The sequence below is a fragment of the Streptomyces sp. 8K308 genome, assembly GCF_004348315.1.
Classification (GTDB): domain Bacteria; phylum Actinomycetota; class Actinomycetes; order Streptomycetales; family Streptomycetaceae; genus Streptomyces.
Map to the genome: position 1 here is coordinate 1 of NZ_SMKC01000072.1, position 25,388 is coordinate 25,388.

Here is a 25,388-nt window from a genome sequence, read left to right on the forward strand (position 1 = left end):
CCCGTCGACGGTCGGCAAGCCGGCGGCCCAGTGGGCGCTCGGGCCGTTCGCCGCGCTGGTCGACCGGACCAGGGACGCCATCGACGCGGCGACCCACCGCCCCAGCCGGCCACCCAGGTGAGGTAGGTGAGTGAGGTAGGTGATGATCAGCGGCCGCGGCCCGAGCGGTACCTGGCGGTGGTCAGGGCGGCGAGGGCCGCGGCCGTCGCCGCCGCGGCGCCGACCAGGCGGCGGTCAGGGTGGTGGAGTGCTGGGCGCGGGGCGGCGACCGTCTCGGGTCGTTCGACCGGCGCCGGCGCCGAGCCCGGCAGGCCGAGGGCCAGCGCCTCGGCCAGGTGCATGGCGCGGCGGCCGGTGTTGCCCTGGTCGATCTGGGTGCGGCAGCTGAAGCCGTCGGCGAGGATCAGCGTGTCCGGTCCGGCGTCCCGGACGGCCGGCAGCAGCACGCGTTCCGCGCAGGCCATGGAGACGTCGTGGTGGCCGCGTTCGAAGCCGAAGTTGCCGGCGAGGCCGCAGCATCCCGAGTCGGGGACCTCGGCGTCGATTCCGGCCCTGCGCAGCACCTCGCGATCGGGGTCCTGGCCGAGGACCGCGTGCTGGTGGCAGTGGGTCTGGACGAGGGCCGAGCGGTGCACGGCGGGCGGGCGCCAGCCGTCGGGGCCGTGCCGCAGCAGCGCCTCGGCGAGGGTGACGGTCTGGTCGGCGAGGCGCTTGACGTCCTCGTCGTGGCTGAACATCTCGCGCGCGTCGGCCCGGAAGACGGCGGTGCAGGAGGGTTCGAGGCCGACGATGGGGGTGCCGGCGGTGAGCCAGGGCCGAAGCGTCTCCAGGGTGTTGCGCAACACCTGTCCGGCCCGGTCGAGTTGGCCGGTGGAGATCCAGGTGAGCCCGCAGCAGACCGGCCGTTCGGGGACGGCGACGCGGAGGCCGGCGGACTCCAGGACGTCGACGGCGGCCTGCCCGACGTGCGGGTGGAAGTAGGTGGTGAAGGTGTCGGGCCAGAGCAGGACGGCGCGCGGGTCGCCGGGGATGGGCTCCAGGACGCCGCGCCCGCGCCACCAGTCGAGGAAGGACCGCTCGGCGAAGAGCGGCAGGTCGCGCTCCTGGGTGACGCCGGCAAGGAGCTTGCCGAGCTGGGCGAGGCCGGGGGCGTGCAGGGCGGCGTTGACGGCGCGCGGCGCGGACCTGGCCAGCCGGGCCCACAGCGGCAGCCAGCCCAGCGAGTAGTGGGCGAGGGGGCGGGGCCGGCCCGCGTAGTGGTGGGCGAGGAACTCGGCCTTGTAGGTGGCCATGTCGACGCCGGTGGGACAGTCGGACTTGCAGCCCTTGCAGGCCAGGCACAGGTCGAGGGCGTCGCGCACCTCGGTGGAGCGCCAGCCGTCGGTGATCGCCGAGTCGGCGTGGCCGCCCATCATCTCGAACAGCAGCCTGGCGCGGCCCCTGGTGGAGTGCTCCTCCTCGCCGGTGGCCCGGTAGGACGGGCACATCACGCCGCCCTCCGGCGAGCGGCAGTTGCCGATGCCGACGCAACGCATGACGCCCTGGCGGAACAGGTGGTCGTCCTCGGGGTAGTCGAAGTGGGTGGGGGTGTCGTTCGGGCGCCAGCGCGGGCCGAGGCGCAGTTGGCCGTCGAGCGCGTTGGGGCCGCGACCCGGCACCGGGGAGACGATCTTGCCCGGGTTCATCCGGTTGTCCGGGTCGAGGAGACCCTTGAGTTCGGCGAACGCCTCGACGAGCCGCCGACCGAACATGCGGTCGAGCAGCTCGCCGCGCGACTGGCCGTCGCCGTGCTCGCCGGAGAGCGAACCCCCGTAGGAGACCACGAGGTCGGCGGCGCGCCGCATGAACTCCCGGAAGCCCGCGACGCCCTCGGCGTTCTTCAGGCCGAACGGGATCCGGGTGTGCACGCAGCCCTGCCCGAAGTGCCCGTAGAGCGACGGGCGGTCGTAGCCGAACTCCTCGAACAGGCGCTTGAGGTCGCGCAGGTAGTCGCCGAGCCGCTCGGGCGACACCGCCGAGTCCTCCCAGCCCTCCCACGCCTCACGGCCGTCCGGCGGCCGGGCGGTGACGCCGAGCCCCGCCTCCCTGGCCTGGAGGAACTTCTGTTCCCTGAGTGGGTCTTCGGAGATCGCCACCCGGGGGTCGTCCTCGGACAGGCCGAGGCCGGCCAGCAGCCGCCTGGCCTGCTCATCGGCCTCCTGGCGGCTGTCGCCGCCAAGCTGGACGAACAGCCAGCTGTCGCCGCGCGGCAGCAACGCGAGCGAGTCGGTGTGCACCCGCTCCTCGCGCATCAGCTGCGCCATCCGGTCGTCGAGCGCCTCGAGTTGCAGCGGATCGCAGTGTTCGAGCACGCGCGGCACGTCGTCCGCGGCGGCGCAGACGTCGGGGTAGCCGAGCACCAGGAGGGCGTCGGCCGCCTCGACCGGCACCAGGTCCAGCTCCGCGCGCAACACCGTGACCAGGGTGCTCTCGCTGCCGACCAGCGCCTTGGCCACGTCGAAGCCGTTCTCCGGCAGCAGGGAGTCGAGGTTGTAACCGGAGACCCGGCGCGGGATGCGGGGGTAGCCGGCGCGGATGTCGTCGGCGTACTCCTCGGCGAGCGCGCGGAGGCCGACGTGGATCCTGGCCGGCTCGCCGCCCTCGGCCAGGATCTCCGCGTAGCGGCGCTCGTCGGTCGGCCCGACCCACATCCGGGCGCCGGTGTAACTGAGGACCTCGAGCGCGCGCACGTTGTCGACGGTCTTGCCGTACGCCTGCGCCGAGGCGCCGCAGGAGTTGTTGCCGATCATGCCGCCGAGCGCGCAGTGCGTGTGGGTGGCCGGCTTGGGGCCGAACTTCAGCTTGTGCTCGGCGAGTCGTGCGTTGAGGACGTCCAGCGTGATGCCGGGCTCCACGACGCAGGTCCTGGCCCGGGGGTCGACCGAGACCAGCCGGTGGCAGTACTTCGTCCAGTCGATGACGACGGCGACGTTGGTGCACTGGCCGGCCAGGCTGGTGCCGCCGCCCCGGGAGAGCACGGGCGCGCCCTGCTCGGCGCAGACGGCGACGGCCTCGGCGCCGGCGTCGACGGTGCGGGGCAGCACCACGGCGAGTGGCACCTGACGGTAGTTCGAGGCGTCGGTCGCGTAGGCGCCCCGGCTGCCGGCGTCGAACCGGACCTCGCCGTCGACCCGCGCGGTCAACTCGGCCTGGAGCCGGCGCATGTCGAGGCCGATGAAGTCCTCGGGCTCCGGATCGCGCACCAGCCGCTCGCTCATCGGATCTCCGTCCTCCTCGATGGGCCCCCGGGGTCGCGGCGCCGCCCGCGGTCAGCCTCGGCCGCGGCGGCCGGGCAGGAACTCCTGGACCTTCTGCTTGAGGCCGATCTTGACGACGTCGGCGCGGTCGGGGTCGCCCTGCAGCAGCGCGGACATCGTGGACTCGGCCTGTTCCCAGGTGGCGTGCGGCGGGATGGGCGGGACGGCCGGGTCGGTGACGAACTCCAGCACGCTGGGCCGGTCGGCGGCCAGCGCCTCGCGCCACGCGTCCCGCACCCCGTCGGGGCTGTCGATCCGTACCCCGCGCAGCCCGATGGAGCGGGCGAACTCGGCGTAGGGCACGTCCGGTATGTGCTGCGACGGCTCGAACTGCGGAGCCCCTGACATGGCCCGCATCTCCCAGGTGACCTGGTTGAGGTCCTGGTTGTTGAGCACCCCGACCACCAGCCTCGGGTCGCTCCAGTCCCGCCAGTACTTGCCCGCGGTGATCATCTCGGCCAGGCCGTTCATCTGCATCGCGCCGTCCCCGACCAGGGCGATGGCCGGCCGGTCGGGGTGCGCGAACTTGGCGCCGATCGCGTAGGGCACGCCGGGGCCCATGGTGGCGAGGTTCCCGGAGAGCGAGCCGCGCATCCGGCCGCGGAACCTGATGTGCCGGGCGTACCAGTTGGCCGAGGAGCCGGAGTCGGCGGAGAGTATCGCGTCCTCGGGCACCACCTGGGAGAGGGTGTGCGCCACCAACTCCGGGTTGATCGGGTCGGCTTCGGTGCTCGCGCGGCGTTCCATCGTCTTCCACCAGCGCTCGACGTTCCGTTCGATGTCGCGCCGCCAGACGTCGTGCTTCTTCTGCTCCAGGTGCGGCAGCAGCAGCCGCAGGGTCTCGCGGGCGTCGCCGATGAGGTTGACCTCGAACGGGTAGCGCATGCCGGCCATGTGCGGGTCGAGCTCGATCTGCACGCCCCTGGCCTGGCCGAACCCGGGCAGGAACTGGGTGTAGGGGAAGCTGGATCCGATGGCGAGCAGCGTGTCGCAGTCCCGCATCAGCTCGTAGGAGGGGCGGGTGCCGAGCAGGCCGATCGCGCCCGTGACGTAGGGTAGTTCGTCCGAGAGCACGTCCTTGCCGAGCAGGGCCTTGGCGACGCCGGCGCCGAGCCGGTCGGCGAGCTCCATCACCTCCTCGCGGGCGCCGGCCGCGCCCTGGCCGATCAGGACCGCGACCTTGCCGCCGTCGTTCAGCAGCGCGGCGGCGCGCTCGATGTCCGGCGCGGACGGCACGGGCGCGCCGGTGGAGGTGTCGAGGCTGGACGGCACCATCTTGAAGGCGTGCGTCGGTGGCTTGTAGTCGAGCTCCTGCACGTCGGCCGGGATGATCACGGCGGTGACCGTGCGGCGGGCCTGGGCGGTGCGGAAGGCCCGGTCGATGACGTTGGGCAGCTGCTGGGGGACGGTGACCATCTCGCAGTAGTCGGAGGCCACGTCCTTGAACAGCGAGAGCAGGTCGACCTCCTGCTGGTAGGAGCCGCCCATGGCGCTCCTGTTGGTCTGTCCCACGATGGCGACGACCGGCACGTGGTCGAGCTTCGCGTCGTACAACCCGTTCAGCAGGTGGATCGCGCCCGGCCCTGAGGTGGCGGCGCAGACGCCGACCCGCCCGGAGAACTTGGCGTAGCCGACGGCCTCGAAGGCGGCCATCTCCTCGTGCCGCGCCTGGATGAAGTGCGGCTGGTCGTCCGCGCGCCCCCAGGCCGCGAGCAGCCCGTTGATGCCGTCCCCGGCATAGGCGAACACGTGCTCCACTTCCCAGTCACGCAGCCTGCCCAGCACATAGTCCGACACCTTCTCGGCCATGAGACGGCTCCATTCCTCCGCATCGGGGACAGCAAACCGGACCAAGGGCCACAAATGGCCCTATGCCTTGGTAACACAGACGGAGGAATCCCGCCGGTCGAGGAGGCCGCGGGGCGGCAGGCCCGGCCGCGGCGCCGGCCCCCGCCCCGGCCCCGGCCCCGGGCCGCGGAAGGGCCGGCGCCGCGCCGGGCGGGGCTCCGCGCCCCCCGGCGCGCCGTCCGGAAATCCGGATGAAATCCATTCGTCAACCGCAGGTCAAATTCCGGAAGCAATCCAGCCGAGACGAATACAGCACCGATAACACGGAAGAGTGAATCAGCACAATGTTCCGGACAGATTCGCCCGCCCGAATTCTCCCTCTCGCGCGCCGGGACACGGCCATCATCAGCGTCTATGAAGATCGGAAATCACGCACACGGGTGCGGTTTCATGGCCAGCCCGCCCCCCTCGCACAGAAGTCCGTTCTTGAGAGGCGCCGAGAGGTTACGGAAGCCTATTCGCGTTCGCGTAGCCCTCAACGCGGGAGATCCAGGCCATGCACAAGATCAGCGACGTCCTCGCGAGTTCCCTCGTCACGCCGTTACGAAATCTGGCCTTCTGGTCGGCGTCGGCGGTCAGCCCGGTCATCGTCGCCGAGCGGGACAACATCCGCTACTACCTCAACACCCACGACCGGGAGATCTGCCGCAAGATCTTCGTGACCGGGCGTTTCGAGAGGTCGGCCATGGAGGCGGCCTTCCGGTCGCTTTCGCAGCTCAACGGGAACGCGTTCGACCTCTCGGGAAAGCTCTTCCTCGATCTCGGGGCGAACATCGGAAGCGCCACGCTGCTGGCCCTGCTGCGGTTCAACGCGAAGACGGCGCTGGCCGTCGAGCCGGACCCGGAGAACTTCGTGCTACTGCAGAACAACGTGCTGGCGAACGATCTCCAGGACCGCGTGACCTCGATCCGCCGCGCCCTGTCGGACAGCCCGGGCGACGTCTTCCTCGCGCTCTCGGAGAAGAACCGGGGGAACCACATCCTCACCCGGGACCCCGGCGGCGTTCCCGCGGAGTGGTCGGCGACCATCTCCGTCCAGGCGGTCCGACTCGACGACCTGTTCGTCTCCGAGGACGTCGACCCGCTCGACATCGGCATGTGCTGGATCGACGTCGAGGGCTACGAGGGGCATCTGCTGCGCGGCGCGAGCACCCTCCTCGCGACGGGCGTGCCCACGGTCGCCGAGTTCTGGCCCTACGGTCTCGAACTCTCCGGCGGCTACGACGACCTGTGCGACGCGGTCAACTCCCACTACGCGGGCTTCGTCGACCTGCGGCGCCCGTTCGACGAGTCAGGGGCGCCGATCGTGCGCGCCACCGGCTCACTCGGCGACCTGCGGGCCGCCTACCCGGGCCGGGAGTGCAGCGAACTCCTCCTGATCCCCTAGCCGGAGCGGCCACGTGAAGTCCTCCACCGCCGTACTCGGCGTCGCCCTGTGCACGGCGCTCTCCGGCACCGTCACGATCCTGGTGGCCGATCTCACCCTGCCAGCGACGGTGATCGCCTTCTGGCGGGTGGCGATCGCGGCGGCGACGCTCGCGGTGCTGCTCTCCCTGTCCGGGTACCGTCGGCTGCTGCGCTATCCAGGCCGCGTGGTCCTCGTGCCAGGCGTGCTGCTCGCCGTCCAGTGGGGGCTGCACTTCGCGGCGCTGCAGCACACCTCGATCATCAGCGCGGTGCTCATGACGTCGACGGCACCGGTGATGATCGCCTTCCTGGCGCCGCTGCTCCTGCGGGAGAGACCGGGCGCCCTCTCGCTGACGGCGCTCCCGCTGGCCGTCGCCGCCACCGCGCTCATCGTGACCCGTGGCGAGCAGGGCGGCGAACCGCACCCCGTCGGACTGGCGTTCGGCGCGGGCTCGGCGTTCTCCTACGCCCTGCTGATCATCTATCTGAAGCGCTACACCGACGACATCGACCCGACAACCCTGGTCTTCTACGAAACCCTCGTGGCGGCGGCCGTGTTGAGCCCGACGTACCTGCTCGCCCCGCCCGCGCTCACCCACGGCGAGGTGGCCAGGCTCGCCCTGCTCGGGGTCGTGCTCACCGCCTGCCTCGGCATCGCCTACCAGAGCGTGATGCGCCGGGTGACCGCCCTGGAGGTCGGGGTGCTCTCCTACGTGGAGCCGGCCACGGCCGCCCTGTTGGCGGTGACGCTGGCGGGCGAGCCGCTGACCCTGGAGATCGTCGTGGGCGGCGCGGTGATCTTCCTCGCCGGCGGCCTGGTCACCCTCGGGAACCGGGCGGCGAGCAACGCCCCGCGCCGCGCCACCGCCATCGCCGCGCCACCTCCGGCCCGCTCAGCGCCCCCGGCCACTCGGGGCGGGCCGCGGCGGCGCGAACGGGCCGGTTAGCCCAGCGTGGCCCTTCAGGCCGTCAGGCCCGTCACCGGCAGGTCGTTCTCGTCGAGCGACATCAGCGCGTCCGGCTCCGGGTTGGTCAGCTCGGCGACGCGCATGGCCTGACGCTCCGTCATCTGCTGGAACAGCTGGCGGGCGGTGCGGCCGTTGCCGAAGCCGTCGCCGCGCGGGATGGCGCCGATGTACCCGGTCAGCGCCTTGCGGGCGCCGTCGGTGAGCTGGTAGCGGTGGCGGCGGGCGTTGTGCTCGACGATGCTGACCAGTTCCTCGGTGGAGTAGTCCGCGAAGTGCAGGCTGCGGGTGAAGCGGGAGGCCAGGCCCGGGTTGGAGCTGATGAAGCGGCTCATCTCGCCCGGGTAGCCGGCGGCGATGACGACGACCTCGTCGCGGTGGTCCTCCATCAGCTTCACCAGGGTGGCGATGGCCTCGCTGCCGAAGTCCTGCGCCACCCCGGCGGGGGTCAGCGCGTACGCCTCGTCGATGAACAGCACGCCGCCCATGGCCTTCTCGAACGCCTCGGTGGTCTTGGGCCCGGTGTGGCCGATGTACTCGCCGACCAGGGCGCTGCGGTCGACCTCCACCAGGTGGCCGCGGGAGAGCAGCCCGAGGGCGCTCAGCAGCCGGCCGTAGAGCCGGGCCACGGTGGTCTTGCCGGTGCCCGGGTTGCCGGCGAAGACCAGGTGGCGGCTGAGCGGCGGGGCCGGCAGGCCGGCCTCCTGCCGCATCCGCACGGTCTGCATCAGCTTGACCAGGCCGCTGACGTCCCGCTTGACTCCGTCGAGTCCGACCAACTCGTCGAGCTCGGCGAGCAGTTCCGGGAGTGACTCCTGGGTCGGGCCGTCCTCGTACTCGTCCTCCCGGCGCTCAGCGGTGCTGGCGGTGGCGGTCGGCCTGGGGGCCGCGGCGGCCGGCCCCTGGTCCCGGTCGCGGTTCCGGTCGTGGTCGTGGTCTCGGTCGCGGGGTCTGCGGCGCCGGTCCTGTCCCGGGCCGTGCGTGGGCCAGTGCTCGGGGCCGCCGTGGCCGCGGTCGAGCCCGGGGAGCCGGGGCGAGCCGACGTTGATCGCGACGCAGTTCTCGAAGACCGCGTGGGCGCCCTCGCCGAGGCCCAGGTCGTGCGCCGAGTCGAAGACCCGGCAGCCGCGGAAGCGCGGCGCCGCGTCCCTGGCCACGTGCAGCGCCGGCAGGGCGCTGGCGATCACGTCGCAGTGGTCGAAGGTGCCGCTGGCGCCCTCGCCGACGAACACCCCGTGCTTGCCGGAACGCGCCACCCGCACCCCGCGCAGCCGCGGGTCGGCGCCCGCCGACAGCTCGACGCCGTTGCCCTGCTGCCCGGTGACCGTGCAGTAGAACAGCAGCGACTCCTCGGTGGAGCGCAGCCTGACGCCGGTCTCGCCGCCGGTCACCCGCGCCCCACGGGCCATCACCCGGGCCTGGTCGCGCACCTCGACGCCGGAGAGCCGGGCGCCGGCCAGCGTCGACTCGTTGATCTCGGCGCGCGCCGTGTGGTCGAGCCGCACGCCGGAGCGGGCCGCGTTCTCCACCCGGCAGTCCGTGAGCAGCGCCTCGGCCGCGTCCTGCACCAGCACCCCGTTGCGGCCCGCGCCGAACAGGCCGCTGCCGCGCAGCAGCACCCGGGAGGAGTCGCGGGCGCGCAGCGCGGATCCCGAGCCGCCGTGCACCCGCAACAGGTCGGCGCGGAGCACGGCGCTGCCCGAGACGGCCACGCCGATGCCCTCGACCCCCTCGATGGCGGTGTCGTCGAGGCGCGCCAGGGCGTCCCCGGTGAGGTGCAGCGCGGTGTGCCTGGCGGCCCGTAGCCGGGTGCGCCTGGTCACCAGCACGCCGCCAGCCGTTGGGTCGGCGAGCTCGGCCGACAGGTCGTTGTCCAGCGGGATGGTGCCCACCGGCACCTCGGGGCGTGCGGTGAGGTTGCGGGAGCCGAGCACCTCGACCCGGCCGTGGCTGACGACGCAGTCCTCCAGGGTGAGCCCGGAAGCGTCCTCGACCCGCAGCAGCGCCTCGGCCGGGTCGGCCCCGCGCAGCACCAGGCCGCGCATCCGGCAGTCGGGCGCGGCCACGGTCAGCGGTCCGGCGGCCAGCGGCACGGCGATGGTCACCGAGCCGTTGCCGTACTGCGGGAGCAGCGTCACGCGGCGGGCGAGCCGGAACGACTCCGCGTACTCGCCGGGCGCGACGCTGATCACGGCGCCGGCTGGTGCGACGGCCAGGGCCTCGGTGATCGTGCGGTGCGCGCCTCGGGTTCTGGGCGCGACGCGGATCGGCTCTTCGGTCATTGACCCGCCCCTCCTTGGGAATCGTTCATGTCCTTCTATGGATTGGGCTGCGGGTCGGGCCCCGGCTGGGGCGGAGGTTGGGGCGCGGTGATGCCGAGCGACGCGCGGATCTCCGGGCCGAGCCAGAAGGCGGCCACGCTCTTGTCGATCAGCTTGCCGATGACCGGCATCACCAGGAAGTCGATCACACCGGCCCGGTGGTAGAGGCGGGCGGCCATGGTGTTCTGCATCATGCCGCGCAGGGCGCCGATGCTGAATCCGCCGGCGAGGCCGCCGAGCATGCCGGCCAGGCCGTAGAACGCGGCGTCGCCGCCGGACAGGTGGTGCCGGTTGCCCTCGGAGTCCTTGACGCCGAAGATCGCCGCGCCGGCCGCGCCGGAGGCGAAGCCGGCCAGGCCGCCGACCCCGGCGCCCAGGAAGAAGTCGTAGGTGCCGCCGCGCCAGCGCAGCACCTTCTCGTTGCCAGCCCACTCGGAGGCCCAGGCGTCGTCGTTCTGCCGGAAGTTGTAGGCGTAGCCCTGGTCTTTGTTGCCGAAGCCGACCTTCCAGGTGCCGTGGTGGGCGCCCCAGTTGTGCAGGCCGGCCGAGATGGACTTGACGCCCGCCGAGATGGCCGCGTTGAACGCCGCCTGCTGCACGTCGGTGATGGTGAACGGGGTGCCGGTGGCCGCCGACACGATACCGAAGACCGTGAGATTGAGCAGGAAGTCCAGGGCGAACTCCTGGGTGAGCGCCACCGCGACCGAGCCCATGTTGTTGGCGAGGAAGGGCGTGTAGAGCGACTCGACGCCCTGCACCGCGCCGGGCCGGTTGGTGACGGACGGGCCCCAGCTCCAGCGCAGCGACTCGCCCCACTCCCGGGTGAAGCCGCGGAACTCGTTGGAGAAGTCGATGAAGTGCGTCTCCCGGCCCACGAGATGGGTGGTGCCGAAGGTGTCGCGCTGGAAGATGTTGCCCGGGATGGTGCGCTCGGAGACGACGGTGTGGGAGTTGTTGGTGCCGAAGACGTGCCGGCGCCACTGCTTCTGCCAGGTCTCCGTCTCCAGGAACGAGCCGTCGGAGAGCCGCTTGATCTCCCGCACCACGGTGCCCGCGTCATGCTCCTTCCAGGCCCGGTAGGCGTCGGCGCCCCGCGCCACGTCCAGGCCGTCGGTCGTCGCGACGTACTCGCGGACCCGGAACGGCTCGATGGTCAGGACGTCCCGGGCCGGGTTGCCGCTCCTGGCGAACGCGGGGATCTCCTGGATCCGGACGGCGCCCTCGCTGTCCAGGTGGTCGGCCCAGCGGGCGCCCCTCTTCCAGTCGTTCAGGAGCGCGCCCGAGTCGTCGTACCAGCGGCGGATCCGCACGTCCTGATCCCCGAACCGCTGCACCTGGCCGTCCGCGCCGATCTTGTTCCAGCGCCAGGACGGCGGGTGGTTCGCGTCGCCCGGCAGCCGCCAGGCGTCGAGGGTGACGCCCTCCGCCAGCAGCCGGTGCTCGCGCACGAGTTGACCCGTGTCGTCGAAGTCCTGGAACGAGTGGCGGTCCCAGCCCCGGTAGTGGATGTCGTTGGTGGCGGCGTACCTGCGCACGCCGCCCGTGCCGTTGGGGCCGCTCCACCGGTGGGCGCCGTCGCTGGTGATCTGCACGGCGTCGTCGCCGAGGCCGAAGGTGTCCTGCCGCGCGACCACCGCGGCGTGCGGGTCGGTGATGATCCAGTCCGCCGAGCCTCCCTGGTGGCTCATCCGCCGGAAGTCGAGGTCGTCGCCCACGTCGAAGGGGCTGCGCTCCATCGGGCGCGGGCGGTACTCCAGCATGGTGCCGTCCTTGAAGCCGACCCGGGCGATGTTCCAGTCGGCGGCGTTGGCGGTCGGCGTGAACGGGTCGGCGTGGGACCGGTTGACGTGGAAGCGGTCCACGAACAGCACGTCGTTGCGGGTCTTGCCGCTGCCGGTCGGAAGGTGGACGCTGCCGAAGTCCGCCTGGCTGAAGCTGCGGTGGCCCTCAAGCTTGCCGGCGCCCTCGGACCAGGGCTGGTAGCGGTTGGGCAGGGTCACGCCGTCCGGCAGCTTGACGTTGTCGCCCACGGTGAGCTCGTTGCCTCCTGTGATCTTGCGGGTCTCGCCGACGAAGTCGCCGGTGTGACTGATCCGGAACACGCCGTGGCCGTGCTGGCTGGTGAACTGGATGCCGTGGTTGACGGTCGTCCCGCCGTTGGACTGCTCCCAGCGGGCGACCTGCATCCTGCTGTCCTTGGCCCAACGTGCCTGGTCGGTGCCGAAGTTCACGCCCCGGAACTCGGAGCTGAGCACCGACCGCCAGGCGTTGGGCGGACGCTGCTCGGCGATCCGGTTGACGGTGAGCGTGTCGCCGTTCTTCATGGCCGTGGAGCTGCCCACCTCCTTGCCGGTGGGCGCGATGCCCTTCCACTCCGGGCTCCAGCTGCCGTTGGTGTTGATGTCGTGCGCGTGGTAGCGGCGCAGGTGGTCGATGTCGCCCCAGCCGGCGACCCGGCTGATCTTCTGGTGCACCACCTTGGTCTCGCCGGTGGCCGCGTCCGGCATCCGGTCGATCCACGCGCGGCCCGGGCTCCAGGTCCTGGTGCCGCTGGCGACCTGCTGGTAGTCGGCGTCGAACCGGTACCAGGTGCTGGTGCTGCCGGACCAGTAGTGCGCGTTCATGCCGCGCATGTCGGCGATGACGTGGCCGCCCTGCGGGTTCTCCCTGAAGTGGCGGACCGGGTTTCCGGCATTGTCGTAGTCGACCCAGGCGCGTCCGCTGACGCTCCACTTGCGGCGGCCGAAGTCGCCGATGTTGCCGTCGGCCCTGATCTCCGACCAGTGGTCCCGGCTGTCGCGGCCGTAGGGGACGCCGTTGCCGCCGCGCAGGCTCGGTGCGGCGACATGGCTGTCGAGGACGGCGCCGTCCGGCAGCACCCGGCGGTCGAAGACCGGGGCGCCGGAGTGGGAGAGCAGGGAGACGTGGCCGCGTTCCGCGCCCTTGAGGTCGACCTTGCCGAAGTCGAACCAGTCCGGGTTCCGGGGGGCCGTGGCGCCGGCGGCGCCGGTGTTCCGGGTCCAGGTGGGCGCGTCGGGGTTCGTCCGGTAGTCGAGGAGGAAGTGCTGGTTGCCGACGGCCCGCCCCTGGTGGAAGACGTCGATCCGCTGGGCCGTCATCGTGCCCGTGGGGCTGTACTCCTGCCACTCGTTGGCGCGGGCACCATGGCCGTCGACGCGGTAGCCGCCGTTGTTGGGCAGGGTGTGGATGGTGCCGTGCGTGGTGATCGGGGTGAGCTCGCCGCCGCGCAGCCGGAGTGCGTTGGCACCTGTGATGTCGAGGTAGCGGGAGTCGACGCCGTTCGACAGCTCGATGACCCGCAGGTTGGTCGGGGCGCCGCCGTCCGCCGCGTGGAGGGTCACGTTCCGGACGTTGGTGGTGGCGTCCGGGGCGCCGACGGAGACGTCCAGGTGGCCGTCCTGCCGGTAGAGCCGGAACGCGCCGTCGTCGCCGTTGACCCGGAAGCCGGGGTTGGGGTTCGCCGCCGTCTGGGGCCGGGGCAGCACGGTGCGGTCGGCGATGACGACCCGCTGGTTGTCGAGGAGTTCGTAGGAGCGCCGGCCGAAGTCGTCTCCGAACTGGCGCATCCGCACGTACTGGTCGGCGCCGTTCGCGCCGGTGCCTGGCAGCCGGGTGTCGCGGAACTGGAACTGGCCGTCGCCGGAGAACCGGCTGATCTGGTTGTTGTTCGGGGTGCTGACCTCCAGCTCGCCGCCGGGGAGCCGGTTGATCTGGACGTTGGGCACCGGGACGCCGGCCGCGTTCCGCAGTCCGACCGTGGCCGCGTTGTTGACGTCGACGAACGCGTAACGCGTCGGCCCCCCGGGCTGGTTGAGGACGAAGACGTCGTCGGTGACGTTGCCGTGGTTGTCGATGGCCAGGCCGCGGCCGTTGATGTCGAGCCGGAGGCCGGTGCTCCTGCCCGCCTGGTCGAACTGCTCGACGACGGTAGCCGACGCCGTGGGGCGGGCGCCGCCCACCGGCGTGATGGTGGCGGTGGGGTTGCCCTGCCGCACCACGAGGTCGTGGCCGTTGAGGGTGGGCGGGCCCCCGGTGACGCGGAAGGTCTCCTCGATCAGCGAACCGTCGTACCGGTGCACGGTGTTGCCGCCGTGCGTGTTGGGCAGCGTCACCATGCCGCCGCGGACGGTGCCGGCGGGGATCGGGGCGCCGTTGCCGGCGTGCAGGGCGGGGGCCGCGCTGCCCGGCGGGACCGGCAGGTGACCGAAGGCGTCGAGGCGGACGCCGTTGCGTCCGACGAACTGCGTGGCGGTGCCGACCAGTTCGCCGGCCCGGTTGACGATGGCGTGCGGCCCCGTCGGCACCGCGACGCGGAAGGTGCCGGTGGTGCCCTGCGCGGTGCCCTGGGTGTTCCCGACGCGTGGCGAGGCACCGTTGGGCACGGTGACGTCCTGGCCGACGAGCGGGCCCCTGGTGTGGCGGACGACGTCCTGGATCAGGGCGCCGTTGGCGTTGTAGGTGCTGGTCACGTTGCCGGCGACCTGCTGGAAGTCGCCGTTGGGCTGGTGGGTGACGCCGGTGGACGCGGAGCCGTCCGCGCCGCGGAACGCCGGGTTGGCCGGGCCGCCCACGGGGGTGTGGACGAAGACGTTCCGCGTGGCGCCGCCGTGCCCGGTGAGTTCGACCACGCGGGACAGCTGGGTGCCGGCGGAGTCGACGGAGACGTGGACGCCCGGGCCCACCAGGCGGGTGCCGCCGCCCTGCTGCGGGACCCGGGTGACGCCGGCCAGCTGTTCCCCGTCGAGCCCGCGGATGGTGGCGCCGCCCGCGGCGTCGTTGATGGGCGCGAAGAGGTGGTAGTCGGCCGCGGTCCGGCCGGCGGGCACGGCCGTCGGTGGCGTCGGCAGTCGCAGCACGTGGTGCGTGGCGGCGCCGTTGCCGTCGACGACGAGACGGTTCTGGTTCAGCGTGACGAGATGGTGGCCGTTGATGTGGGTGCCGAGCCCGGTGACGCCGTTGTTCACCACGGACCCGTCGGCGCGCGTCAGGGCCGGGCGGCCGCCGGCCAGTTCGTCGAAGCGGAGCGCCGAGCCGCGGAAGCCCTGGAAGCCGCCGAGGTCGACGTTCCGGTGCACGTTGACGGTGCTCGGCTGGGCGTCGGTGATGCGGACCGTCCAGTCGCGCGAGAGGCCGCCGCCGAGGTCCTGGTGTAGCCGCACCGTGCCCGCCGTGGCGCCCGGCGCGACGGTGATCGGCGCGTTGCCCGGCCGGGTGGCGCCGGTCACGGTCGGTCCGCCGGCGGCCAGGTCGTCGATCCGCAGGTTCGCCTGACCGAACCGGGCGTGCGTGAGGACAGCGGTGCGTTCCATGGAGACCAGCCGGACGCCGGAGCCGTCCACCCGGAAGCTCAGGTCGCGGGTCACGCCGCCGCCGAGGGTCTGGTGGGCCCGGAACAGGCCCTGCGGGTCCCCGGCGCCGCCGCGGGTCGCCTGGATCGGCGCGCCGTTGCCGGTGACGAGCTGGACCTGGCTGACGGCGCCGTTCGCGTCGAAGCTGGTCGCGAAGCGGACGCCGTCGATCCCGTCGGCCCGAAAGCTCACGCTGTGCGCGCCCTGCGCCCCCAGGGGTTGGGGCGTCGGCGTGCTGGTGGGGCCGGCGCCGCCGAGTCCCTGCGTCGGGGCGTGCGACGAGGAGCTGAACGACGGGCCCGGCTGGGGGGTGCCGAGCTGGCTCGTGGCTCCGTTCCCCGGCGGCGGCCCGAACACCTGCGACGGCGTGTTGACCGTCTGCGACCCGCCCGGCAGCGGCGCGCCCTGGGTGATGGGCGGGCTGACGTTCGCCACGTTCTGCGCGGTGTTGGTCGTGGTGGTGTTGCTCCCCGAGCCCAGGTTCTGCAACGGGATGTCGTCCGCGCTGTTGAGCGCGCCCGAACCCTTCGGGGTGAAGACCATGTTGACGATCGGCGCCTGGAAGTAGGACGGCGGCGGGGCGTTGCGGGTCAGGCCCAGTTCCTCAAACGCCCGCCAGATGGCCAGGTCGGGGTTGATGTCCCACAGCTTGCCGCTGAACAGGTCGGAGACCGACCTGCCGCCGCCACCGCCACCACCGACCGCCTTCTCCGGCGTCGGGGCGGGGGCCGGCGGGGTGGCCGCGGTCTCGGGGCGCGCCGCGAGCGGCACGGGGACGGGCTGCGGGGTGGCGGTCACCCCCTCCGCGAGGTGACTGTCGAGCGTCGGCGGCGTGTATCCGGTGCCGGTCGGTCGCGGGCCGTCCGTCGCCTCGGTGAACCGGGTGGCCCCGGTGTCGGCGGCGCCGTTGGTGGGCGCGGTGGCGGAGAGCTTGGCGTCGGCGGGGGCGGGGATGTCGGCCGCCCTGATGCCGCCCGGCACGTCGATGTCGCCGGACCTGACGCCGTTCGACAGCGACACGTCGTTGGTGGCCGGGAGCCCGACCGGCCGCGCCTCGATAGAGCTGATCCTGATGGGGGCCACGCCGTTCATGTTCAGCGTGATGTCGCCGAGGGAGGCCGTCTCGGCGCCCGTCGCCCGCACCGGGGGCGGGGTGGCGGTGACCGGCGTGGTGGTGACGGCGTGCGCCGGGGGCGCCACGGTGACGTCCATCTCCGGCGGTTGGGCGCCGGGCGTCACCGTCGGCGCGTCGTTCAGCGAGTGCTGGAGGCCCTCGCCGAGGTTGATGGAGAAGGAGTTGGTGTTGCTGAGGTTGACGTCAAGCTGGCCGGGGTTGGGCGCGGCGATGGAGACGCCGTCGGGCAGCCCGCCGGTGAGGCTGACGTCGTCCAGCTGCGCGGCGGTGGGCGGGGCGATGTTGACGTTGTCCGCCAGCGCCGGCATCGAGGTGTTGAGGCCCTGGAGCGACGGCGTCTCGACCGGGCCGAGGTCCAGCATCGGGCGGTTGGCACCGGTCAGCGAGACGTCCGGCATGTTCATCGACATGCCCTGGTCGGCGAAGTTCAGCCGGAGCGACGGCATCGAGGGCAGGTTGAGGTCCAGCGCGAGCCCGTCGCCGCCGAGCCGGGGCGCCGTGGTCGGCAGGTTGCCGAGGCCCTGCCCGACGCCGGCGTCGGTGATCCCGGCCGGGTTGAGGTTGGCCGTGGGGATGCTGATGCCGCCCGGCGGCACCAGGCTCATGTCCCCGAGCCGCGGCATGTCGGCGAGCGAGAAGGCAGGCATCCGGCCGTCGGGCGTGGCCGCCGTGACGCTGACGCCGTTCTGGTTGTAGGTCACCCTGATCGGGGTGAACCCGTCCATGTTGATGGTCAGCGTCAGGTCGCCCGTCCTGGCGCCGCCGGCGAAGCCTTCGGGAAGCAGCGGCACGGCGATGCCGACCGGCTGGCCGCCGGGGCCCGCGACGTGCACCACGACGGACGGCGCCGCCGTCCCTACCAGGCCGGTGTTGATCGACGGCATGTCGATGATGTTGCTGCCGAGGCCCGGGCCGGACATCCCGGAGATGCCGATGTCCAGGCCGCGGCCGGCGAAGTGCAGGGAGATCGGCTGTGTCGAGGGCAGGTCGGCCATGGAGAAGCCGCCGCTGCCGTTCGTCACTCCCTGGCCGAACCGGCCCGCGTCGGCGAGGTTGATCACGTGGGCGATGCCGGCGAACGACTGGGTGCCGGCGAACCCGCCCGGCTGGTACCTGGCCAGCTTGGTGGCGTCGACGATCGGCAGGCCGTCCGCCCCGAAGCCCCTGATGGCCCGGATGTCGATGACGTTGCTGCCCTGGACGAAGGCGCCCGTCCTGAACTGGTTCGCCAAGCCGCGGTTGACGAGCGAGATGTTGAACGCCCGGCCGAGGCCGCTCAGCGAGAAGGTGCGGCCCATCTCGGCGGCGTTGACCGGGGCGATGATCGCCAGCGGCCCGAAGCCCCTGAAGTGGGAGACGACGTAGCCGCCGAACCCGGTGGCGTTGTTGATCCGGTAGAGGGCGGTGCTGCCGGTCCAGCGGGTGATGTTGATGGCGGACTGGCCGAGGCCGACCAGGCCGTTGGCCGCCCAGCCCGACCGCAGCGTGTCCAGCGCGAACCCGGTGAAGTGCCCGACGCCGCGCAGACCGTTGAACCCAGAGACGGCCAACCAGGCGATGCCACGGCCGAACTGCATCGGCACCCAGAGCATCCCCCGGCCCACCAGGTCCGTCAGGTAGATGAACTTCCCCAGGTTGCTCATGTGCTTCATGGGGGCGAAGGTGGTCTTCCCCCAGTTCTTGAAGGTCGAGCCGATCTTCGTGATGTTGATGCCCCGGGTGGTGGGCACCAGCACGCCGATGATCGACAACACCAGTTCGGTGATGCTGGCGTTTCCGTTGGCGAAGTCGATCGCGGTCTTGACGAGCAGCGCGGCGTTGAGGGCGAGGGCCGCGAGCGCGACCGGGCCGCCGAGGATGATGGCCGGCAGGATCAGCGCGATCGCGAAGAAGGTCAGGAACTTCCAGAACTCGGCGCACTCGTCGACGGGCGAGGGGATGTCGTAGGCGGCGGAATTCAGCGCCTCGCCGGCCGTCTGGGCGGCGCTCTCCAGCGCTTCGCGAGCCTCCTCGGCCTTGCCCTTCTGGGTTTCCCGCCCCTCCTCGTCGTCCTCGTCGAGACCCTGCGCGGCGGTCAGCGCGGCGTCCGCGATGCCCTGCTGCTCGATCATGGCCGAGCGGTAGGTGACCAGCGCGTCCTGGACGGCCTGGTGGGCGTCGCGGAAGCCGTCGATGTAGTTGCGCAGCCGGTTGTCCATCAGGTCGCGCAGCGCGTCGGCGGTCTTGCCCTTGAACGTCGTGCTGTGCGAGTTCATCAGCTCGGTGAGGCCCGAGTCGATCTCGTTGGCGATGGTGAGGAGTTCGGCCTGCGAGTCGATCAGCGACTGGAGCTCGTCCGGGTCGCCGGGCGTCGGGTCCTCGCCCAGGTTGAGCGCGCTCCAGTCCGGTGGGCGGGGCATGACCTGGGTCCCTCTCCTTCTCGCTGCGTCTCGTCGCTTCTCGTTGCCGCGGGGGCGTCGGTGACGTCCCTCGCAAGCTCCACGCGCGAACGGGCTCCGGGGTTCACTTCCGCGATCGGCCTGAACCTTCCCCGCGGCTGGTGCGTGGAGGGTGAGAAGGCGCTCCCCACGCGGGGAGTCGAGGAACACCGGGCCAGGGAGGCACGTATGCCCGACTTCGCGATGGACTACGAGGAGCTCTACGCCATGCAGCGCGGCATGCACGCGCTCGCCGACCAGGCGGGCGACGGCGGCGGCAGCGGCAAGTTCGCGGAGATGGGGAACCGTTCCGCCTCCGAGAACACGGCGATCTTCGGCTCCAGCTATCTGGCCACCCAGTTCGGCGTGTTCTTCCGGATGTCCAAGTCCCGCACCGAGAAGGCCACCGAGAAGCTGCGGCAGTTCGGCGACACCTTCGAGGGGGTGGCGACGGCGCTGTTCCAGCAGGACTCGGAGATCGCCGCCGGCGCGGCGGCCGCGTCGGCCAAGTCCGAGTTCAACCGTTGGCTGGACGAGAAGGAGCGGCACGACAACTGGGTCGAGGCCACCGAGGAGTGGAACAACTACCTGGAGAGCATCGGCGCCGCCGACTACTTCAGCGAGCACCCGGACGCCGAGATGGGCAAGGTGTGCGCGGAGGACGACCGGCCGTCCTTCTGCGACCAGTGGGAGCAGGACCTCGACGACGGGACGGCGCCCCAGCAGCCGAGCCCCGAGGAACCGCCCATCCCGGACGAGAACCCGCCGAGCCGCATGCAGTTCACCAACGCGGACGGCTCCACGACCGAGGTCACGCTCTCGTACAACGAGGACTACCAGATCCAGAGCGAGACCTCGACCACCACCCTGCCGGACGGCGAGACCTTCACGCAGACCACCGACTACACGTACGACGACGACGGCAACGTCACCTCGGAGGAGGTGACCGTCACCCTGCCGGACGACTCGGAGACGAAGACCGTCACCGACTACACGTACGACGAGAACGGCGAGGTCATCACGGAGAACGCGACGACCACGCACGACGACGAGGAGACGACGTCGGTCACCGAGTACGAGGGCGAGCGCACCCCCGGCCTGAGCTACGACGACCGCGACTACACCGTCACCACCGAGAACTCGGACGGCACCACGACCGTCGAGGACATCACGATCAACGAGGACGGCTCCGGGACCCGCACCGTCACCGAGACCGACGAGGACGGGAACGAGACGACCACCACGTACACCCGTGAGGGACCCGGGAACCGGTGGATCGAGGACGACTGACGCCCGAGCGACCTCCAGCGACCTCCAGCGACTTCTCCGCACCGAGCATCCGACCAAGCGACCGAGGGAGACCCGGCGATGCCCAACATCAGCATCACCTACCAGGACGTGGACAGCGCCGCCACGGCCATGCGCACAAGCAACGAGACCGTCATCCAGCCGGCCGCCGACGCCGCCAAGGCGGCGGTCGATGACGCGCTGGCTAACCACCTGATCATGCCGAACACCGGCGGCGTGCTCACCCAGAAGTACACCGAGTTCCACACTCAGTTGACCGAGCTGATCACCAACATCAGCTCCTTCGCCGACCAGTTCGTCGCGATCAAGGACGGCATGATCGACCTCGACGAGCAGATGGCGAACAACCTCAACAACCCGCCGGCGCAGTAGCGGACCACCGCGACCCCACCAAACTCCCACCTCGAACGAAGGAGGCGACCATGGCGGACCTCTCCGCCGACTACGCGGGCATCCTCGACACCACGACGAAGCTCAGCACCCAGTGCGGGATCATCATCCCCGAGATCTACAGCCTGATGGCCGAGGTCAGCACCCTGCTGGACAACGGTCTCTACCTGGAACAGGCCAGCCCGGCCCTGAAGACCGCGTACGAGGAGTTCAGCAGGTCGCTGCAGTCGGCGGCCGGCAACCTCCAGATATTCGCGAACATCTTCACCGGCATCAAGGAGAGCCTGCAGAACAACGACGCGGAGCTGTTCGCCTCCACGCTCTCCAGCCTGGACGGCGAGGGCGGCTACGAGGTGACGGCCGAGGACTTCACCACCACTCCCCCGGACCCGCCGGCGTGGAACGACGCCAACAACATCGGCGGCACGCCGGTCACCTGGAACGAGGACCGCACGCAGCTCACCGGCCACGGCAGCTGACGACCTCCGCCGAACCGGACGGCGGCCGTGCCCTATGACGGGCTCGGCCGCCGCAGGTGCTCCCGCGCCCACTCCTCGAAGGTGGTGAGCGGGATGCCGAGCTCTCGCGCGAACGCGGGGCGGGCCGGCTGGCCGGCCACGTTCAGCCAGGCGCCCGAGGCGCCCATCGCCGGCATGCCGGCGGCGACGGCCTCCTCCTCCGTCATCTCCGGCGCGGACAACGCCACGCCAAGCGCCCGTGACAGCACCTCGGCGACCTCCGTCATCGAGAGGTGGTCGCTCGCCAGCTCCAGCTCGACCCCGTGGAACCGCTCCGGCGCCGCGAAGGCCGCGGCCGCCGCCGCGCCGATGTCCCGGGCTGCGACCAGGGACAGCCGGGTGTCGGGCCTCAGCAGGGTCACGATGCCGCCCTCGATCCCGCGCGGGAAGAGGTACGCCATGGAGGGCAGGAAGTTCTCCATGAAGAAGGCCGGCTTGAGGATCGTCCAGCGCGGGAAGCCGGCCTCGCGCACCCGGTCCTGGATCGCGGCCTTGGCGTCGAGGCTGGGCGCAATGAAATCCCAACGCCCCTCCGTCCAGCCGGGCACCGCGGTGTGCTGACCGGCACCGGAGACGGACGTGTGCACGAACTGCGGCACCCCGGCGGCCTTCGCGCCCTCGACGAGGTTGACGCCCTGGGCCACCTCCCCCGCGAAGTCGAAGGCCTCCCCGTCGAACGCCGGCATCTGCACGGAGAACACGGCGCGGGCGCCCTCCGCCGCCCTCGTGACTGACCCGCGATCGTGGAGATCGCCGGCCACCAGCTCGGCGCCGAGCGCCTCGACGGCCCTGGCCCGGTCGGCGGCCGGGTCCCGGACCAGAGCGCGGACCGGGACGCCCGCCGCGAGCAGGGCCCGGGCGGTGGCGCCGCCCTGCCGGCCGGTGGCGCCGGTGACCAACACGGGTGCGGATTCAGTGGACATGGCTACTCCTCGAATAAGTGGCGGGCCCCACCATTTCTACCTCGGTAAGATATGGCGGGCCCCGCCACTTAGCAACCTCGGAGGTGACGCCATGGCCGACCACCGCCAGCGCGCGGACGCCCGACGCAACCACGCGCGGATCCTCGCCGTAGCCGAGGCGGAAGTCGCCGAGCACGGCGCCGACGCCTCCCTGGAACAGATCGCCCGCACCGCGGGCGTCGGCTCCGCGACCGTGCGCCGCCACTTCCCCACCCGCCGCGCGCTGCTCGAAGCGGTCTCCCGCACCCGGATCGAGGCCCTGTGCGCCCGCGCCCACGCCCTGGCGGACGCCGAGGACACGCGGGCCGCGCTGCTTGAGTGGCTGAGCGAGGTCGTCGCCTACTGCGCCTCCATCCGAGGCCTCGCCGCCGCGCTCGCCCACGACGGCGCCGCGCCCGACTCGGTGTACGAGAACAGCTGCACGGCCGCGATCGAGACGGCCGGCACCCCCCTGCTGCGCCGCGCCGCCCACGACGGCGCGGTGGCGCCGAGCGTCACCATCACCGACCTGATCACCCTGATCGTCGGCATCGCCCTGGCCACGGAACACCATCCCGACCCCGCCACCGAGGCCGACCGCCTCTTCCGCCTGGCGGTGGCGGGGTTGAGTCCCCAGGGCTGAGCCCGGGAAGGTGACCCGGCCAGGACGGCGCCCGCTTGTATAGGTCCAGTTCTTATAAGTGGACCTACACAAGCGCCGCCCGAGGCGGTCCGGTGTGCCGAGCCAGACGCGTTGCCGCTGAGGGATGACGGACGGCCACAACCCTTCGGTCCTTGTCAACGGCGACCGTGGTGGGCGATCAGGGTCTCCTCGCGGCGGACACTCTTGCCCTGGACCGAGAACCGAACACGCTCAGACGGGCAGGTTCCACCCCGGCCCGTCCGGCGAGCCGAGCCAGACGTGTTGCCCCTCGGGGCTGACGGTGAGTCCGAACCCGGAGGGGTGCGGGGAGCCCTCCGCCTGCCAGGTCAGGATGGCGTCCTCCACGGCGTTCCACAGCGGCAGCGGACCGCTCGCCCGGAAGGAAGTCGACCAACCCGCGGGGCGGGCGGTCATGCGGGCGAGCGATCAATGAATGAGATGTAGCCGGGCAGGAGGCGCCCCACGGCGTGGCCGTCGTCGTCAATCGTGAGGCGCGAGCACGCGCCGCAGTGCCTCGGGAGAGTCGGTCATGGTGCGGCGCCTCTCTGCACGAGCACCTCTTCAACCGTCACGCGAAGTCGAGCGCCCCCGACTTCGCGGCCTTGATGAACGCTGTCCAGGCAGCGGAGGAGGTCTGAGTCGAGGGGATGGATCGGTCCTTGGTGTCCCGGACGGCGACCACGGCGATGTCGGAGACCCGGCCGATTTCCCCGAGTCGATGGCCATCACGGCGCGCATCGAGGCCGGCCGAACGGACTGGAACGGGACGTGGCGCGGCCGGCACCGGGACCTGTCCCTGCACGAGATCGAAGCCGTCTACTACCGTCGTCCCGGCCGCCACCGCCTGCGTCCGGGGCTGAGCCAGGGTGACGCGCGCTGGGCCGGAGAGGAAGCTCGGGCCGGATTCCATGGCGTGTTGTCCACCCTGTGCTGCCTGTGGGTGAACCATCCGTGCCACAACGAGGCGGCCGACGTGGCCCCCGCCGCCCTGGCTGCGGCGACTCGCTGCGGCCTCCCCGTCCCGTCCACCGTCATCACGACCTCAACGAGGCACGGGAGTTCGAGAGAGCGCTGCCCGGTCGGGTCGCCACTTACAAACCGTCGGCCGCCGCCGGCCCGGTCTCACACAACGGCCGGGCCCAGGCGGTCTGGACGAGCCGCGTTCACGCAGACGACCTGGCCGAGGACGTGGCCCGCACCGCCCACCTCTTCCAGCGGTGGATCGACAAGGCGTATGAGGTACGACTCACGGCAGTCGGCAACCGGCACTTCGCCGCCGAGATCCACGCTGGATCGGCCGCGTCGCGCATCGACTTCCGGCGGGACTACGACTCCCTCACCTACCGACCGTGCACCGTCCCGAGGGGCATCGCCGAGGGCGTCGAACGTCTGATGGCAGCCTTCCATCTCCGCTACGCCGCCATGGACTTCCTCGTTGATCAGGACGGCGACTGGTACCTCGTCGACCTCAACCCCAACGGCCAGTACGGCTTCATCCCCGACATCCGCGAGCCCATCACGCAGGCGCTCGCGGACCTGCTGGAAGGACGACATCGATGACAGCCACATCGCAGGACGCCCGTAGCCGAATGGTGCGTGCCCTGATCAACAGCGGCGACCTCCGCTCACCGGCCTGGTGCCGCGTTCGAGGCCGTCCCCCGCGAGATGTTCGCCCCCACCTTCGTCATGCGCGGCGACAAGCACAAGCGCGCCTACACCCCAGGAGACCCGGGCTACATCGAGGCGGTCTACACCGACACCTCGCTCGTCACGCGTTGGGACAGCGCGGGGTGCCGACGAGTTCCTCCACCATGCCCTCGCTCATGGCCCGCATGCTCGAAGCCATCCCCCCTCAGGACGGCGCGAGCGTCCTGGAGATCGGCACCGGCACCGGCTACAACACCGCTCTGCTGTGCCACCGACTCGGCGCCGACCACGTCACGACCATCGACGTCGAGCCGAACCTCACCGCCGCCGCTCGCGAACGGCTGGCCCGACTCGGGCACAAGCCCACCGTCGTCACCGGCGACGGCAGGGCCGGCCATCCCGAACGCGCCCCGTATCACGCCATCCTCGCCACCTGCGGCGTGCGACGGGTCCCGACGGACTGGTTGCGGCAGCCCAGGCCCGGTGGCGTCCTCGTCACCAACATCGGGGCCGGAATCGTGCGCCTGGTCCGGAACGAGCACGGCAGCGCGGAAGGCCGGTTCCTGCCTGAGACCGCCGCGTTCATGCTCGCGAGGCCCGGACCCGAGCAGGACGCCGAGAACGGTGTGCGCCACCTGGACCTCGCGCTCGGCGAGGAGGTCGAGGTGCTCACCGACACCATCCCCACCACGCCCGAGGACGCCGACCGCTTCTTCGCCGATCTGGTCCTGTCCGACTCCTTGGATCTCACGCTGCGCCAACCGGACGTGCTGACGGTGACGCTCACCAAGGAGGACGGGACCAGCCACCACTGCCTCATGGACCCGGCGACCCGCTCCTGGGCCCGGGTCACGCCGGTCGGCGGCGTGACCGTGTGCGTTGAGCGCGGCGGTCCTCGGGACCTGTGGCGAGAGCGGGCTGACATCCTCAGCCACTGGATCAGGGCCGGTCGCCCCGGACCCGCCGGGTATGGCCTGCGCGTCGCGGCGGACGGCCACCACACGCTCTGGCGGGACGGCGCGGCGGGCCGGGAGAGCTGGCCCCTCCCGGGCTGAGGAGCGAACGCCGCGGCCCGGCCCCCGCGGCGGCCGGGCGTGGGGGTTACTCCTGGAGAACGGTCAGGGGGATCTGGATGGCGACCGGGCGGCCCTGGCCTGTCTCT

The 25,388-nt window shown here is 71.7% G+C and carries 15 protein-coding genes; 8 read left to right on the forward strand and 7 right to left on the reverse strand.

Going from position 1 to position 25,388, the window contains the following annotated elements; genetic code table 11:
* Positions 1–146 precede the first annotated feature (146 nt).
* Together E1265_RS13400 and E1265_RS13405 are read right to left on the reverse strand one after the other, a co-directional pair.
* Positions 147–3,203, reverse strand: coding sequence for an FAD-binding and (Fe-S)-binding domain-containing protein (locus E1265_RS13400; RefSeq protein ID WP_132930538.1), 3,057 nt, complete (start codon positions 3,201–3,203; stop codon positions 147–149).
* A gap of 105 nt (positions 3,204–3,308) precedes the next feature.
* Entirely contained in the window at positions 3,309–5,105 is a 1,797-nt protein-coding gene (locus tag E1265_RS13405) for a thiamine pyrophosphate-requiring protein (protein ID WP_132930525.1), read from the reverse strand.
* 535 nt (positions 5,106–5,640) lie between these two features.
* Here E1265_RS13405 and E1265_RS13415 point away from each other — a divergent pair.
* The gene (locus E1265_RS13415) at positions 5,641–6,531 is read left to right on the forward strand and encodes an FkbM family methyltransferase (protein WP_132930527.1); all 891 of its coding nucleotides are present in this window, start codon (positions 5,641–5,643) and stop codon (positions 6,529–6,531) included.
* 13 nt (positions 6,532–6,544) lie between these two features.
* The gene (locus tag E1265_RS13420; protein ID WP_132930528.1) at positions 6,545–7,498 is read left to right on the forward strand and encodes a DMT family transporter; all 954 of its coding nucleotides are present in this window, start codon (positions 6,545–6,547) and stop codon (positions 7,496–7,498) included.
* Positions 7,499–7,512: 14 nt separating this feature from the next.
* Here the strand turns inward: E1265_RS13420 and E1265_RS13425 are convergent, their stop codons facing one another.
* A complete protein-coding gene (locus tag E1265_RS13425; protein ID WP_132930529.1) occupies positions 7,513–9,798 on the reverse strand; it encodes a right-handed parallel beta-helix repeat-containing protein in 2,286 nt (761 codons plus the stop codon).
* 35 nt (positions 9,799–9,833) lie between these two features.
* Positions 9,834–18,740: a hypothetical protein gene (locus E1265_RS13430; protein ID WP_132930530.1), complete on the reverse strand. Its 8,907-nt coding sequence runs from the start codon at positions 18,738–18,740 to the stop codon at positions 9,834–9,836.
* 207 nt (positions 18,741–18,947) lie between these two features.
* Here E1265_RS13430 and E1265_RS13435 point away from each other — a divergent pair, with 207 nt between their 5' ends.
* The 3 genes from E1265_RS13435 (at position 18,948) to E1265_RS13445 (ending at position 20,935) form a co-directional block, all read left to right on the forward strand.
* Positions 18,948–20,048, forward strand: coding sequence for a hypothetical protein (locus E1265_RS13435; RefSeq protein WP_132930531.1), 1,101 nt, complete (start codon positions 18,948–18,950; stop codon positions 20,046–20,048).
* A gap of 78 nt (positions 20,049–20,126) precedes the next feature.
* Positions 20,127–20,438: a hypothetical protein gene (locus tag E1265_RS13440; protein WP_132820746.1), complete on the forward strand. Its 312-nt coding sequence runs from the start codon at positions 20,127–20,129 to the stop codon at positions 20,436–20,438.
* Positions 20,439–20,488: 50 nt separating this feature from the next.
* Positions 20,489–20,935: a hypothetical protein gene (locus E1265_RS13445; RefSeq protein WP_132930532.1), complete on the forward strand. Its 447-nt coding sequence runs from the start codon at positions 20,489–20,491 to the stop codon at positions 20,933–20,935.
* Between the two features lie 32 nt (positions 20,936–20,967).
* Here E1265_RS13445 and E1265_RS13450 read toward each other — a convergent pair whose 3' ends face one another.
* On the reverse strand, positions 20,968–21,897 hold the full coding sequence (locus E1265_RS13450; protein WP_132930533.1) for an NmrA family NAD(P)-binding protein: 930 nt from the start codon (positions 21,895–21,897) through the stop codon (positions 20,968–20,970).
* Between the two features lie 91 nt (positions 21,898–21,988).
* Between E1265_RS13450 and E1265_RS13455 the strand changes: the two genes are divergently transcribed.
* Positions 21,989–22,558 carry a TetR/AcrR family transcriptional regulator gene (locus E1265_RS13455; RefSeq protein ID WP_132930534.1) on the forward strand — a complete coding sequence of 190 codons (570 nt, stop codon included), beginning with the start codon at positions 21,989–21,991 and terminating at the stop codon, positions 22,556–22,558.
* Between the two features lie 231 nt (positions 22,559–22,789).
* Here E1265_RS13455 and E1265_RS13460 read toward each other — a convergent pair whose 3' ends face one another.
* Together E1265_RS13460 and E1265_RS13465 are read right to left on the reverse strand one after the other, a co-directional pair.
* Positions 22,790–22,993 carry a hypothetical protein gene (locus E1265_RS13460; protein ID WP_132930535.1) on the reverse strand — a complete coding sequence of 68 codons (204 nt, stop codon included), beginning with the start codon at positions 22,991–22,993 and terminating at the stop codon, positions 22,790–22,792.
* A 154-nt stretch (positions 22,994–23,147) separates the two neighbouring features.
* On the reverse strand, positions 23,148–23,489 hold the full coding sequence (locus E1265_RS13465; RefSeq protein ID WP_132930536.1) for a DUF397 domain-containing protein: 342 nt from the start codon (positions 23,487–23,489) through the stop codon (positions 23,148–23,150).
* Positions 23,490–23,767: 278 nt separating this feature from the next.
* On the opposite strand from E1265_RS13465, the gene E1265_RS13470 reads away from it, so the two are divergent.
* Entirely contained in the window at positions 23,768–24,139 is a 372-nt protein-coding gene (locus tag E1265_RS13470) for a hypothetical protein (RefSeq protein ID WP_132930537.1), read from the forward strand.
* Between the two features lie 251 nt (positions 24,140–24,390).
* Entirely contained in the window at positions 24,391–25,281 is an 891-nt protein-coding gene (locus E1265_RS13475; protein WP_279571427.1) for a methyltransferase domain-containing protein, read from the forward strand.
* The last annotated feature ends 107 nt before the right edge of the window (positions 25,282–25,388 follow it).

Bases quoted from the DNA above. Each gene is read 5' to 3' on its own strand.
- E1265_RS13400 (WP_132930538.1), bottom strand. From the start codon at position 3,203: ATGCGCCGGCTCCAGGCCGAGTTGACCGCGCGGGTCGACGGCGAGGTC.
- E1265_RS13405 (WP_132930525.1), bottom strand. From the start codon at position 5,105: ATGGCCGAGAAGGTGTCGGACTATGTGCTGGGCAGGCTGCGTGACTGG.
- E1265_RS13415 (WP_132930527.1), top strand. From the start codon at position 5,641: ATGCACAAGATCAGCGACGTCCTCGCGAGTTCCCTCGTCACGCCGTTA.
- E1265_RS13425 (WP_132930529.1), bottom strand. From the start codon at position 9,798: ATGACCGAAGAGCCGATCCGCGTCGCGCCCAGAACCCGAGGCGCGCAC.
- E1265_RS13430 (WP_132930530.1), bottom strand. From the start codon at position 18,740: ATGCCCCGCCCACCGGACTGGAGCGCGCTCAACCTGGGCGAGGACCCG.
- E1265_RS13435 (WP_132930531.1), top strand. From the start codon at position 18,948: ATGCCCGACTTCGCGATGGACTACGAGGAGCTCTACGCCATGCAGCGC.
- E1265_RS13440 (WP_132820746.1), top strand. From the start codon at position 20,127: ATGCCCAACATCAGCATCACCTACCAGGACGTGGACAGCGCCGCCACG.
- E1265_RS13445 (WP_132930532.1), top strand. From the start codon at position 20,489: ATGGCGGACCTCTCCGCCGACTACGCGGGCATCCTCGACACCACGACG.
- E1265_RS13450 (WP_132930533.1), bottom strand. From the start codon at position 21,897: ATGTCCACTGAATCCGCACCCGTGTTGGTCACCGGCGCCACCGGCCGG.
- E1265_RS13455 (WP_132930534.1), top strand. From the start codon at position 21,989: ATGGCCGACCACCGCCAGCGCGCGGACGCCCGACGCAACCACGCGCGG.
- E1265_RS13460 (WP_132930535.1), bottom strand. From the start codon at position 22,993: ATGACCGCCCGCCCCGCGGGTTGGTCGACTTCCTTCCGGGCGAGCGGT.
- E1265_RS13465 (WP_132930536.1), bottom strand. From the start codon at position 23,489: ATGGAATCCGGCCCGAGCTTCCTCTCCGGCCCAGCGCGCGTCACCCTG.
- E1265_RS13475 (WP_279571427.1), top strand. From the start codon at position 24,391: ATGCCCTCGCTCATGGCCCGCATGCTCGAAGCCATCCCCCCTCAGGAC.